Genomic DNA, 13,675 nt, shown 5'->3' on the forward strand with positions numbered 1-13,675 from the left:
CTGGAGATGCTGACGGTGCCGTTATAGGTACCGGCACCGACGAGCACGGTGTCGCCGGCCTTGGCCATCTGCGCCGCCTTGGTGATGGATTTCACCGGGCTGCCGGAGGCGCCGGAGTTGGAGTCGCTGCCCGTGGTCGAGACATAAATGGTTGCCATAGCTTTTCTCGCTTTTTTCTGGTTTCAAAATGCAAGGGAATATTCTTGAGCGCAGACTAAGCCGCCAGCGCTCCTTCTTCCGCAGGGAAGAACATCGATTTATGTGAATCGCAGCGAAAGCTGCTTCAGCACATTAATGGTTTTGGTGATGTAATATGTGAAATGGTAAGGCCCCTTTTGTTTTATATAAAATTATAAAGTCTTCTTATTATCGAGATACTGCTTGTTAAAACAATCGCTCGTTCATTTTTTATTTATCAATCACTCTCGCCTTCCTTCGTTTCGAAATTGGGCAAGAGAATGACCGAACTCTATTTTATCGATCGCCAGGAAAAGACATCGGCAAATCGCAGACAATACCGGCAGACGTTCGGGAAAGCGTCTTGAATGCCGCCGCTATCGGCTTCCTTCCGATCTCTGATACCGAAGGTGCTTTGTCAGGGATCTATTCTCGCAAGCCAAGTCAGATCGAAGACCACGGACCGAAAAAGCCCGCTCATGCGCTGCGAAGCAGAAGCACGATGTTCTTATGCCGAAGGGAGAAATAGACGAAAAGCCTTGGATCGGCTTTCAGCAAAGCAGCCGTATGGATGGCATGCCAAAGAACGGCGAATGATGTGCTTAATAGATTATATTAAGCAAATTCATGGCTGCATATAAATGCGATTTGATGTCATTGGATACCCCTAGCGTTTGTTTGTTGAGTGTTCTTATGAACTTGTTGATGCAAGAGGTATACGTCTAAATATGACATCAATAAGGCAATACTGAAACGAACTCACATCTCATCTTTATCGTGAGATAATGAAGCTTGTATTCCTAGCGATGATCGAAGAGAAAAAGGAAAATTATTCTATCTATACTGCAGTTTCATTTCTGCAGCGCAGCAATAACGACGCATCGATTTGAGCTTATCGATCCCCCCTCGCCTTCTCTGCTCCCTGATGACGGGTTGTCGGCTCGCTGAACACGAAGGTCGTGAGGAGTTACGCGCCGGTTCGTCCAACGAACGCGAAAACCGACCATCACAATCGACGTTGCGCGCTGATGCTGTCGGCGCACCGAGGGACGATCGTGGAGAAGCTCCAAAGAAACACCGACAAGGAGCCTTGGACCTTGTCCAATCGCCCGCGCTGCCCTCATGCATTGCGCGTCAGTCGACGCGCAATGCAACCTCAACCACATCGCCCGGCAAGAGCTCCGTGTTTTCTCCGGACACGATCTTCTCGTAGCGGTCGTTCACCCTCCTTGAAATGGAGATCTCCGGACGGGCATTGGAATTTTGGGACGATTGAGAACGGATGCTGCCCGTATAGGCAAGAAGCTTCTGCTGAAGCCCCGCTAGCCGTGGGCGTATGGAGGACAGCTGGAGCGTAGCAGTCTGCAACTGCTGCAGGAGGTCATCGCGCCGCGCCTCGTCGATCTTGGCCAGATTCCGCACGACCTCCTCACGCTCCTTCCGCGCCTGCTCCAGCAGCGCCATCGTTTGAAGATGCCTTGACGCCGATACGAGACTTGCGCGCTTTGCATCCATAACCCGGGTGACTGGAACAGTTCCACGATCATGGAGATCCTTCAGGTTCTTCAGATCGTCGAGGTCGCTCTGCATCGCCTCCTTTTCTTTCTGCTGCTGCTCGGTCAGGATCGAGATCTGGGTATCGGACTGCGCAATCCTGCGCTCCATATAGCTCTTCTCTTTCTTGATATTCTCCGTGCGGCTGGACAAGCGATCGCTCTCGACCGCGGAAATCTGCATCAGCAGCGTCTCAGGGATGCGCACGCTGTCGATTTCCTTGTCGTCGGCATCGGAGCTCTCTCCCAACTCCGCTTTCAGACGCTTTGCCTGCAGCATCACTTGAACGTACTGCACCTGAAGGGTCTCATACTCGCTTCTCGAATCCACCAGCTGCGTGAGCGGGCTGTCGGACCTGAGCCTGATGGTGTCATAGCCGCCGGCAACCGCGAGGGCCTGTCGAACGGTCATACCCGGCCGGAAAGGCTGCTCGCCCGGCTTTGACACGTCGCCGTTGATATAGACCGGGCGGTACTCGACGATGTTGAGCGTGACCTCTTCCGGCATCACGGCGAAGATTAGCTCGCGGCCTTCGTTCGTCCTCTGACGCATCATCCTCTTTGGGATCTCGGCGCTGATCTTCGCCCGAAGCTCCGAGAGCGTAAGCCCCGCGGCCTTGATCTCGCCCATCACGGGAAGCGAAACGGTGCCATCGAGGCCAAGCACGGCTCTCTGCTGCATCGGCGTCGTGCCCGCGATGGAAATCTCTATCGTATCACCGGAGGCGAGCCTGTATTCCGCAGCTACGCTGCCATTTGCGAAAAGCAGGCAGCTTCCGAGAAACGCAAGCAGTGCCGCAATCGGCCTCTTTGTCGGGTTTGCCATCATTTTCATAGCCATTCTTACCCCCTATGTCCCAGCTGATGCCTCAAAGCCTCTGTCAACCTCAAGGCATCGATAACCTTCTATCGTCCCAATGCATCGGCAACTTGCGAAGGACCGCTATGGCCGCCTCGAATGCGCCCTCGCCCGAGAACTGCTTCCGCCGAAGCAGAGGCAGGCTCTTCGATCACTGACGCCAGATACGTTTTCCATTTCGTCTCAGCCCGCTGCTGGCCGAAGTTGGCTTCGGCCCAGACGCGCGCATTCTCCGCGATCGCAGGCAGGTTCTCGTCATTGCCTCGAATGCGCTTCAATAGACCAGCGAGATCCTCTGATGTTTTCCAGGTCAGAACATTGACGCCGGACTCCATGCCCATTCCCGTGATTGCCGATTCATGGGCGAGAACGACAGTTCCGTTCAGGGCCGCATGGACGACCTTCGTCTTGATGCCGCCCTGCAGCAATTCCGGAACCAGCATCGCCTTGTATTTCTGCAATTCCTCGTCGAGATCATCGACATAACCCTCGAAGCGAATGCTCGGCGAGAAGTCATAACCGATGCCCTTCTCTCCGACGACATGGAGATCGATATCCCTCAAGCCACGGGAATTAAGATCCAGTCTGATCCTGCTGTCGAACGTCTGGACAGCATCCCGGTTGGGTTGATAGGAAAACGCGCCGAGAAAGACCAGATCGCGCCGGCGATCCTCGAATGGAGCAATTCGCGCCGGCCCTTTCACCCTCAGCGGAGCCGTCGAAATCGATCTCGATGAGGCGAAGGCAAGAGTTTCCGCCTCAGTTGGACTGACAGTCAGCGTCACGCCGGCCTGTTGAGCTACGGCTATCTCACGGCGTACGAGAATCGCCGCCTCTCTGCGAAGAACCATCTCCAGTATCGGCCGAACGAGCGGGCTTAAGGAACGGATTGCAGGAGCCTTGTGATAACCAAGCAATCCGTCCAGCCCCCTCCGTTCTTTCGCGAGAAGGCTGTACCGCAACGACAGAAGATCATCGAGATCCGCTATCCAAGGCAGACGCAGGGACTCGCCATAGACGGCAGTTCTCACCATGTCGGTGATGACGACATCCACCCTCTCGGAACGCACAATGTCACGAAGAGACGCCTGGGCACGCTTACTGAAGTAAAGGCATTCGTTCAGCGACTTTCGGCCAGGGAGGAAGCCGACGCAGAGCTGGATCATCAACTCCCATGGGCGAGGACCATCGATCCTGATGTGCCGAACCTGATTATATTCTTCGGACGGTCCGGCGGTATTCTCAGATGTGTCGGCACCGAAATGTGCGACAATCACACGATGCCCCAGTCCCACCAGGCTTTCCACGGTCGTCCGCAATACGGACTTGCGCCCTGTCAATTGACCGCGCAGATCACGGGTCGCCACCAAGAGTACGGTCAGCCGCCGATTTCCACCCGATTTTTCGTTCGAACCGTCTGTGCTCATTTTGCTTGCTTCCGCTGAGCGCTCTGAAAATAAGCGGATTGCAATTCCTCGGAGTAGCTCTCGAGATCGGTGTATTTTCTGACTGCCTTCGTTCCACGATCCGAAAGCGCGATCCGCAAATCTGGGTTGCTCACGACCTCACTCAGCGCATCCGCCAAATGCCCTTCATCGCCGGGACCGACGAGAATTCCGGCACCATCCTTTATGACTGTGGAAACGTCGCCCACATCCGTCGCGACAACGGGCAATCCGGCCCCCATGGCTTCGAGCAACACCATTGGGAGGCCTTCCCAGAGCGATGGCAAGGCGAAAGCATCCGACGCAGCCATCAGCCTGCCGACGTCAGACCGAGGTCCGGTCAACTGGACACATCGCTCGGTGCCAGATGCATTCATGACTTTGACAAGCCGGGCGTAATCGTCGCCGCCACCGACGATGAGAAGTTTGGCATCCGGGTATTTTGCGACAACCTGGCGAAACGCCTTGATCAATATGTCGAAACCCTTATCGACCGCCAGTCGACCAACCGAGATGACGACGATGTCGTCAGGGCCATACCCGAGAGAAGATCTCACTTGAGATCGCTCATCGGCACTCAACGATGGGGGCGTATCAATCCGGTTTTCGATGATGTTCATAGGCGTGCGGCCTACGCGCTTGGACTGCATCTTCGCCACGCGCGGACCGCACGCGACGACCAGATCCGAGCAATAACTCAGGGCCAGCCGCTCCAGGAAGTTCTTCACATGGTCACGCCACCCCTGCCCGATAGGCCCCTGACTGTGGAGGGTCACGATGAAACGCGATTGGGCCATCTTTGCGAGGATCGCACCCACGATCGTTGCGTGAACAAGATGCGCGTGAATGACCCGCGGTCGCCACTTCTTGATAACGCTGCTTAAAACTTTCCAAGACTCCAGGTCGAACAGGCCATTCTGCTGAATCTCTACCAGCTCGATTCCCAACGCCCTTACTTTTTCGGACGCAGGAGTCGGCTTGGACAGGTTTATGACGCGGATTGAACAATTTCCGTGCTGCATTGCACGAAGTTGAACGTCGAGTACACGCTGAGCTCCACCGATTCCGAGGTCATCGATGATGAGAACCACATCGCTTTCACGCGGCTGCGCGTTGGTTCGGCTATCGGCGTGGTTTTCCTCTGGTCGCATGAGTACAGTTGCAGTCATTACTTTAGGTTCTTCTCGATGGAGGAATCGATCAACGACAGAAGTGCATCGGCGTTCTTGTTCTGGTCGAATTGGGCGAGAACGAGCTCTCTTCCACACAAGGCGCGACGCTGGGCCTCTTCCGGATCGCCACGGACTTCCTCGAGCGCGTAAGCCAACCCCTGCACGTCATCGACTTCGAACAGCCAGCCGGTCACGCCGTGGACAATAATCTCAGGGATGCCTGTTAAACGAGCTGCGATGACCGGCCTCTGGTGGGCAAGAGCCTCGACGATAACGGTGGGCAGCCCCTCCGTCTGGTTTCTCGGCCCGATCCGGCTCGGAACAACCATGACGCTTGCCCGCGCCATGGCCTGCGCGACACGCTCATTGGGCTGCGGGCCGTGAAACGTCACCCGGTCGGAGAGCCCCAATTCCGCTGTGAGCGCCTCAAGCCTTTGGCGCTCCGGACCGCCTCCCACGATATCCAGGTGCCAATCTCCCAAACTGGCTTTGGTCAGGGCGCGGAGCAGGACGTCGATCCCCTTCCGAAGCTCCAGGGAGCCGACATAAAGCACTCGCATCTTCTCGGACTGGGACGGCGCCGGTGAAGCCAGATTTTCGAGGAATGCTCCGACATGGATGATGACCGGCGGCTTCGTCGCGAGCGCCGGAATGTGGCGGAGGATATATTTGCGATTGTACTCGCTGATCGTGCGCACGAAGTCCGCCTCGGGAAGCTTGGTGCTCAGAAGCGCCTGCGTTTCGAAGATGTCATGCGCGTGGCAACTGACGCTGAATGGCACATCGGCAACCCGGCGTATCATCCAGGCGCTTGTCGCGGGATGCCCCGCATAGGCCGCGTGAACATGATCGCCGCCCCACTCGCGAATATCCTCGGCAATTCGCAGAGACTTGGGGAGGATGAACAGAGATTTGAGCATCATCACGGGGTCGCGTCGGCAACCCACGAGGATGTCACGCACCATGCGTCCGAGAACGCGGGGCTTTCTCCACAGGGCGCGAAAGCAGGCACCGATCACATCCGGTGAAGCAAAATACGCAAAATCCCTCGACCAGGGGATCGTCTGCTGCGCAAAATCGTGAACAACCTCGCGCCGGTTGAAATGTGTGAGATGATATATCCGGATATCATAGCCGCTTTTCGAGAACGCAACCACATCCCTCATAATGAAGGTTTCAGTCGTCTTCGGAAATTCGGTGACAATAACGGCCAAACGTCGCGGCTCAGGCGTTATGCCCGGCCACTCTGCGACCATGCTGGGAGAGTCCATTTTCTTGATGGGCTGGCTAGTCAATGCACGTCTTCCCTTGATCGTCGGCCGCTCAAAGCGACATGGTCGAAATACTTTCCTTGACTAAGAAATACGAAGTCTTTTCCAAATTTATGTGAGCTTCATTACTTATTATTCGAGCAGTGATCATAGCATCTCAAACGATACGCTTCTAATCAGCCTGAAGGGGTATGACTTTACGGGCCTTTTTCAAAACGCCGGCACTGTGCCCGGTCTCAAACACGACGAGAGCGCCACCGAACAGGTCGAATTGTCTCTCTGAACGCGGTCGCTCCGCCCGTCGGTTGTCGGCTGGTCTCGGATCCGAACGCTCGGAAGTGAGACCAGCCTGCGTACCTTCCAATGCTACGAGAGGCTCGAAGGATTGGAGTAGACCTTGACCCGCGGCGGCTCCAAGGTTTCAGGGACCATGGGCTCGGGCTGCACGCTCTCCTTCCTGCGGCCGATCATGGCCATGCCGACGAGGAAGCCCGTCACGAGGAGAAACCCTATCGCACCGCCCAGGATCATGCGCATCGGTCGGGACAAACCGGATGGGCGAGCACTGAATGCTGCCGGCTCAACGATCTCGATCGTCGGTCCGAGCTCCCGAACGTAGGCGTTATCGAGGCGCCAGCGGCTCTGCTCCTGCAGCATTCTCTCAAGATTCTCGGCAACGCTCTTGTAGCGCCCCTCCAAGAGCTTGGTCGCAGCCGTCAGGGAGTTGAGATCGAACAGCGCCTCGCGGGTATCCTTGAGATCTTTCTGAAGGACTGGGACGTCCGGCTGCCTCATTCCCTGCCGCTGACGTTCCAAGGCGATAAGCCGGTCGGAAAGTACCGAATGCTCGATGGACTCGTCCGGCACACCCTGCTCGAGACGCAGAGAGGTGATTTTCTCGGCGATGCCGTTCAGTTCGGTCTGTGCCTTCTCGATCTCGCTGCTGTAGAACTTCGACGGATCCCGCTCGAACAGCTGCTGCCGTTTACGCAGATATGACTCGACGTGGGCGGTTATTATTTTCTCCGCCACTTCGGGATCGGGATCCTGAATGCCGACGGCGATGAGCGCCGCGCCCTCTACGCGCCGGATCCGCAGTCTCTCGGAAAGATCTTTGGCCGCTGCGACAACGGGATCGACGGCACGCTTCGGCACATCCGAGCTGGATCCGAAATCGACCAGCCCGCCAAGTGACATCATGCCTTTCACGAAGCCGGAGACTTGAGACTGAACGCCCGACAGGAACGTGTCACGCGAAGGCGTTAGCTTATCCAGGCCGACGTCATTGACCGTGGCTTCCATGACTTCGCGACTGCGGAGGAGATGCATCTCCGTGAAGAGCGCCGCGTCCAACGACACCTGGACGTTCTCGCCCCAGTTTCGACGCTCCTCGCCGGGACGTATGGGGAAGTATTCCCGCCCGAAGCGATAGAGGAGAGTGCTTTCGGCCACGGATTGCGCTGACTGTACAAGCGGCACCAGCATGAATGCCAGAGTAACGCCTGCGATCAGAACCTTGCGTTGTCGAACAATGCCGAGCACGTCGGCGGGTAACAGCGCTCTCTGCAGCATTTTCGAACTCCGTCCTTTTATACCACTCACTGGGCCCGATCGCTGGCCCACAGCAGCACTGACCTGCCAAAGCGACAGGAGAAGTGCGATTTCGATCCAAAAGAAGCGCATGAACGCGCCATGAAGAAAGATGGCGGTCGCCAGGTATCCGATGAAGCCAATGCAAAGGCTGGTGGCGATCGCGGCATCTCGGTTCTCGCCCTTCGCATAGAGCAGCTTGACCGCGCGGATAGCGACCATCAGGGGAATCACGACGAGGGCAGCCAATTTGGCGAACCCGAGAATCCCCTCCTCCGACAATGTCTCCAGAAACAGGTTATGCGGATGAGGCGCAGCTCCGGGGTCGACTCCCGAGGCAAGCGCATACTGGCCGTATTGGCCGGCATATTGTCCCAATCCAATTCCGACGAACGGGTGATCGGCGAATATGCGCAGGGCCGTGCTCATCACGGCAATCCGGCCGTTCAGAGAAGGGTCACTTACAGCCTGCTCTCCGGTGATCAGGATATGCGCGGCTTGAGCTATCAAAGCGACGCGATCGACAAAGGCGCTCGGCAGCGCAATTATTCCCACTGCAGCCAGCACGCAGGCCGCGCCAAGCAGCTTCCACCTTGCCCGAAGTGTCAGCGTTGCGGCGACGACCATTACGGCAATCGCAAATAGCGCCCCTCTCGAGAAGGTGAACAACGATGCAGCGAGGATCGCCAGTGCGCATAGAAGATACGCAATGCGCACGATCACCCGTTTCTCGATGATCGCGAGGCAACATGCGAGCGGCAGCGCCATGACCAGAACTTGGCCGTAATAGTTCGGATCAGGCAGGGTGCCGGAAATTCTCCACCTCTGAACTTCGCCGGCGATCTGCTTTATCGAGGCCTGCGCGAGACCATAGACGTCGTTGCCGAAGTCGCTGCTCAGGTATTGTCTCACGCTTACGAGAGCGATCACTCCCAGGCACAGCACGGTCGCGCGGATCGTCGTCAGTAACCGCTCTCTTGACGTGATGAATGCGATGATCACCACGACGGTCGTCAGATCCTTCGCCAATTCGATCAGCTTCTCGAGGGTCGGATCGAGGTTCTCGATATGGACTAGGGACAACAGGGAGACCCCAAAAGCGCAAATCAGCAGCGGGGCGAAGATCCGGGCAGCAGCCAAATCCTCCTTCCCGGAAACCCACCGGATCAGTAAGACCGCTGCGAGAGCGAACGTCAGCGGCACCTGAATTCCGGGCAGGCCATGCACATTCGACGCGACGCCAAACAGGTTCGAAACGGTTCCGGCCACGAGCAGCGCAACGCCATATTGAGGCCAGCGAAAGAAAATCCAGGCTCCGAGGACAGCGGCTATCGCCAGAAGGGTCACCAATGGGCCCAACACCCCGCACGCGACGAATGCCGCGAGCAAAATTGCCCCAATCGACTTGTGAGACAATACTGGCGTCATAGGGCCCGCTCCCATGGTCGCAGTCACTGTGACAACAGTGGCTGCCGCTTCAACCGCGTGAAGACAGCGACTGCGGACAGGAGAGATGGAGCAGTTACTGAAAGCACAAGAACATAGCTTATGCATCCAACTCCAACCAGAACGATCAACCGTAAGAGCGATCCTTCAATATGAACGAGCTTGTCGATGCCTATCGTTGCTCCCGCCATCAGCAGGGTCGAGAGCACAGGCCACCTCAGGGCGCGCAGGAAAATCCTAGGACCGATTCCTACCATCCGATCGGCGATCAAGAGGCGTAGGAGCGAAACTGCGGACATCAGAAAGATCAGGCCGAAAGCAAATCCTACGAGGCCCCAGCGGGTCGAAATGAAGGCGACGACCGGAGAGAGCATCAGCCCGAGAACATTCGTCCATGTCAGCACCCACGGCCGCCCGACAGCTTTGAACAGGTCGCCGAGATTGAAAGCCACGGAATGCACCATCGTGTACATGGCAAGAACCTGTACGACCGGGACGACTTGGCTCCATTTATCGCCATAGAGAACGTGCACGAGAGGATCGGCGACGATTGCCAAGCCGGCCGCCGCAGGCAACGTCAGGGCTGCGATTCCGGTCAAGCTGTCTTCGTACGAGCGACGCAGAGCCGGCAAATCCGCCTGAATGGCACCGTAGGCGGGAAACAGGGCCTGGCTCGCAGCCCAGCAAATCCCCAGAATGATCTGATCCGTCAGCGAGAAAGCCAGAACATAGATGCCCAGCGCAGCCACATCCAGGAAGTGCCCGATCAGCATGTAATCGACGTTCTTGCTCAACACGCTCAGAATGGTGACGAGCGTCATCTGGATCCCGAACGGGAGAATGGCCGAGACTGTCTCTCTGTCCAGCGACAGATGCGGCTTCCATTTCGACAACCACCAGAGAGCCAGGACACCGACGACCATTCCGGCAATGTGACCATAGACAAGGCTCCAGGCGCCGAAGCCTGACAGCGCCAGCAATACGCCCACCACCGTTTTGGTGATCGCCTTGAGGACCTCCGGGATGACTCTCTTTCGAAAGGCAAGATCCCGCTGCAGAATCCCAATGAAGACCGAGGAAGGTCCCGACAGAATGAGACATACGGACAATGCGCGTATGATCTCAACGGACCGGTGATCGAAGAAAGCATCGGCAATGAGCGGCGCAGCAAAAAATGCAACGCCTCCGATCAGCACCGCGCTGATAAGGCTGATCGTCATGGCGACCGCGGCCGTTTTCTCGGGATCCTGACGGCGCCATACAACCGAGGCTCCCACACCGCCTTCCGAGACTGCCTCAAGAAGAGCAAGAACGGCCAAGCCTGCGGCCACCAGGCCAAAGTCGTCCGTTCCCAATATGCGCGCGAGAACCGCAATATTGACGAGGGTGATGAGTCTTGTGCTTACGAACGCGAGGTGTGTCCAAAACGCGCCTGCAGCAATTTTTTGGTTCAGCTCCTGCCGAGAAAACATCGATGCGCTACCACAGCCCGCGTATCTGCGACGTAGTCATGGGAACTCTGGGCATCGTCACTCCTCTTGGCTTTAGGAAATCGAGAACATCCCTGCGCTGATATCGTAGTTCTCGGGCAGCGGATTGCCGTCAAAACTCTTGCGTTACACGGTGCAAATTTACCTCGGCCCCTCCGCACCCCGCATTGATCTTCCGAGTTATCCCCCTGCTACTTATTCTCCCTGCGTTCATTGGAGCCTCAAATGCTCCCAAAGGTTGCGGGCCAAGTGGCGAATTCGGGTACCGGCAACGGGATTGCAGGCTAGAATTCCTATGACTTCTTATGGCGGGCCTGGAGATGCATGACGCGACGGAGATGCCTCGTCATTTTTAATCCGCATCCGATCGAAGGAGCGTAGGTGTGCGATACCTTCTGGCCGCGCGGTCGCTCTTGGACCTCGGCCGACGCAGAGTCGGCCCGACTCAACAAGGTTCGAGAACGAGATCGCCGATGAGGCAGGCCGAGTGAAAACCGGCGGTCAGTTCGGCTTCTGTCCCTGCCAGAGCGGCTCGGGATTGTCCGTGACAGTGTTCAGATTGATCTCGCTGTTGATCAATCCGGACGCCCGCTGATAGTCGCCGTAAACGACTCTGCCGACGCCCGCCAGAGTGTTTCGGGTCACGTTGATATCCCTCGATGGCAGTTCTATCTCGGTATATTCATTCGCGATCATGATCCCGACCGCAGGCTTGCCGTAGCGATAAAAGTCTTTCGCATATGTGTGATAGACTTTGTTCTCCTGGACGACGGTAGAAGGTGCGTTGTCGAGATAGATGTTGACGCTGTAATTGTCGAAGACGTCATTCCCTAAGATCTGAACACCTTTGGTGGACAGCGTTCCGATGCCCTCGCCGTAGTTGCGGTATACGCGATTGCCGATCACTGTGCTTTTGTCCGACGCCTGGAGACTGATGCCTTGTGGCCAACCGCCGTCGATCGCGCGCGACTTATATTCCAGGCAATTGTTCCACACTTCGTTGCGCGCGATAACGTTCGCATAGGAGTGCCCGGCTTCCGTATGACCGATCCAGATCCCGGCCTTCTGGCTCCCCTGGATTCGGTTATCCGAAATCTCAACGTCATGAACTCCCCATGCGGCGATGCCCCCGCGCGTGGCGTTTCGAACCGTAAAGCCTCTGAAAGTCACGTAGCTCGCATTAATCTGGACCAGGTTCGTATCGGGCGGCGAACCCGCGCCATCGATGATGACCTCCTCCCCCGAGGCGGGTTCGATGGTGACAGGAAGCTCCGCCGTTCCACCCGACGGGATGACGACGACCTCTTTGTACACTCCTCCCAGGACCGTGACCCTCGACCCAGGCTTTGCTTCCTCGGCGGCCTTTGAAATCGATCGGAATGGAAGGGCGACCGTTCCTGGATTCTTGTCGTCGCCGGCGCTCGAGACGTATAGCGTCGTCGCCAGTGCCGGCATGGACTGAAGTGCCGTCATCGCCACGATCAATGCAACGCGGGTCTTGCCGATCATCATTCCCCCCTCACCTCAACCTGGCACGCCGGTTGAACTCCTGATAAAGCCTGTGAGCCGGCATCAACATGGATTTTATGATCGGCGCACCCCGTACGAATTGTCGGAGACCCGACTTGCAGCGCCAGATCATGGGGTTTGCGACGGCAGTCCCCTCGATGAGCGGCACCCTCCGGTTGGAAATCCGGAGCTTGTAGTCGTTATCGCCTCTCCCGAAATCGATCAGATTGATGCCGATCTTGGGAGCACCCGCCATCATCTCCAGCAGCAAAAGTATTCCTGGAGAATGGCGCTGAAACTGTGGATCGTAAGTCGGGAACCAATAGTGCCAGACATTGCCGGACCGCAGGCCGAAATGAGCCGCAATGGGCTGCCCACCGGCACGCATGACCGACAGCATTCCAGCGAACTCCGGCTTTCTCTCCGAAGCGATCACATCCATCAGCGCTCTCGCCCAGGGTCTTTCGAAGAGATCTGGTGTGCCGATGCGATGGTAATGCGCCGATTTCCATTTGAGGCAGAAATCGAGCATAGCCGGATCGGTCGACTGCAGTTCAACCTCGACCTCGCCCACCTCGCGCTCGAGTCGGCGCCTTTTGCGTCGATGGTCGGCGTAAAGCGCGGTAGATCCTGGAGCCTCGCTTTGAGTCAGATCGACAACCGGAGATTCCGTATCGATCAAACGCCAAGGTGCGAACATCGTTTGCGGCGCCGGTACGTGATCGAAGCTCCAGGCGCGCAGTTTGCATGCCCGCATAAGAGCGGGAGCATCGCAATCGTAGTCCGGTTCCGCAATCAGGCCGTGATAATCCGAAACCGGGCCGCCGACGGGCTTGCCCTGCCCTAGCGCGTTTCGCTGGAACGGAAAGAAAGCAGCCCCACCATCAAGGATGGCGACAAAAACGTCATCCCGGACCTTGGCAACAGACCTCGTGAATTCAGGCCTGAAAAAAGGACTGAAAAGCGTTGAATTCCGCTCCTGAATATTAGCCCAGCGAGCAATCAGATCTTCCGGCAGCTCATTGGCGGGAACAACAGTTGCTCGCATCAATAGATCCACGTTCAAAAATTCAGAGGGAATTCCGCCTCTTGCGCCAATGCCGTCAGCCAATGTGCAGGAGTCGGCGTCATCAGGCATTTCCGGTCGAGATGCCGTCTCCCCG

At 56.9% G+C, this 13,675-nt stretch carries 9 protein-coding genes; all 9 read right to left on the reverse strand.

Annotated elements, in window-relative coordinates; translation table 11 throughout:
• Nucleotides 1–158, reverse strand: a 158-nt coding sequence (locus JKL46_RS36910; RefSeq protein ID WP_201836595.1) for a DUF1565 domain-containing protein, incomplete at its 3' end; no start/stop codon positions are given.
• A 1,153-nt stretch (nt 159–1,311) separates the two neighbouring features.
• A complete protein-coding gene (locus JKL46_RS20310; RefSeq protein ID WP_201836597.1) occupies nt 1,312–2,571 on the reverse strand; it encodes a polysaccharide biosynthesis/export family protein in 1,260 nt (419 codons plus the stop codon).
• Between the two features lie 65 nt (nt 2,572–2,636).
• A complete protein-coding gene (locus JKL46_RS20315) occupies nt 2,637–4,016 on the reverse strand; it encodes a glycosyltransferase (protein WP_201836599.1) in 1,380 nt (459 codons plus the stop codon).
• Nucleotides 4,013–5,203 carry a glycosyltransferase gene (locus tag JKL46_RS20320; protein WP_201836601.1) on the reverse strand — a complete coding sequence of 397 codons (1,191 nt, stop codon included), beginning with the start codon at nt 5,201–5,203 and terminating at the stop codon, nt 4,013–4,015. The genes JKL46_RS20315 and JKL46_RS20320 overlap by 4 nt, the downstream gene beginning before the upstream one ends.
• A complete protein-coding gene (locus JKL46_RS20325; RefSeq protein WP_201836610.1) occupies nt 5,203–6,129 on the reverse strand; it encodes a glycosyltransferase family 4 protein in 927 nt (308 codons plus the stop codon). The genes JKL46_RS20320 and JKL46_RS20325 overlap by 1 nt, the downstream gene beginning before the upstream one ends.
• 714 nt (nt 6,130–6,843) lie before the next feature.
• Complete coding sequence (locus tag JKL46_RS20330; RefSeq protein ID WP_201836617.1) at nt 6,844–9,495, reverse strand: O-antigen ligase family protein; 2,652 nt, start codon at nt 9,493–9,495, stop codon at nt 6,844–6,846.
• A 23-nt stretch (nt 9,496–9,518) separates the two neighbouring features.
• On the reverse strand, nt 9,519–10,985 hold the full coding sequence (locus JKL46_RS20335; protein ID WP_246529429.1) for a lipopolysaccharide biosynthesis protein: 1,467 nt from the start codon (nt 10,983–10,985) through the stop codon (nt 9,519–9,521).
• A 519-nt stretch (nt 10,986–11,504) separates the two neighbouring features.
• Nucleotides 11,505–12,515 carry a right-handed parallel beta-helix repeat-containing protein gene (locus JKL46_RS20340; RefSeq protein ID WP_201836621.1) on the reverse strand — a complete coding sequence of 337 codons (1,011 nt, stop codon included), beginning with the start codon at nt 12,513–12,515 and terminating at the stop codon, nt 11,505–11,507.
• Nucleotides 12,516–12,522: 7 nt separating this feature from the next.
• Nucleotides 12,523–13,650 carry a GNAT family N-acetyltransferase gene (locus tag JKL46_RS20345; RefSeq protein WP_201836623.1) on the reverse strand — a complete coding sequence of 376 codons (1,128 nt, stop codon included), beginning with the start codon at nt 13,648–13,650 and terminating at the stop codon, nt 12,523–12,525.
• Nucleotides 13,651–13,675 lie beyond the last annotated feature (25 nt).

The sequence above is a fragment of the Microvirga zambiensis WSM3693 genome (assembly GCF_016735695.1).
GTDB lineage: Bacteria > Pseudomonadota > Alphaproteobacteria > Rhizobiales > Beijerinckiaceae > Microvirga > Microvirga zambiensis.

Coding starts and splice junctions, on each gene's coding strand:
- JKL46_RS20315 (WP_201836599.1), bottom strand. CDS start 4,016: ATGAGCACAGACGGTTCGAACGAAAAATCGGGTGGAAATCGGCGGCTG.
- JKL46_RS20330 (WP_201836617.1), bottom strand. CDS start 9,495: ATGACGCCAGTATTGTCTCACAAGTCGATTGGGGCAATTTTGCTCGCG.
- JKL46_RS20345 (WP_201836623.1), bottom strand. CDS start 13,650: ATGCCTGATGACGCCGACTCCTGCACATTGGCTGACGGCATTGGCGCA.
- JKL46_RS20310 (WP_201836597.1), bottom strand. CDS start 2,571: ATGGCTATGAAAATGATGGCAAACCCGACAAAGAGGCCGATTGCGGCA.
- JKL46_RS20320 (WP_201836601.1), bottom strand. CDS start 5,203: ATGACTGCAACTGTACTCATGCGACCAGAGGAAAACCACGCCGATAGC.
- JKL46_RS20340 (WP_201836621.1), bottom strand. CDS start 12,515: ATGATGATCGGCAAGACCCGCGTTGCATTGATCGTGGCGATGACGGCA.
- JKL46_RS20325 (WP_201836610.1), bottom strand. CDS start 6,129: ATGATGCTCAAATCTCTGTTCATCCTCCCCAAGTCTCTGCGAATTGCC.
- JKL46_RS20335 (WP_246529429.1), bottom strand. CDS start 10,985: ATGTTTTCTCGGCAGGAGCTGAACCAAAAAATTGCTGCAGGCGCGTTT.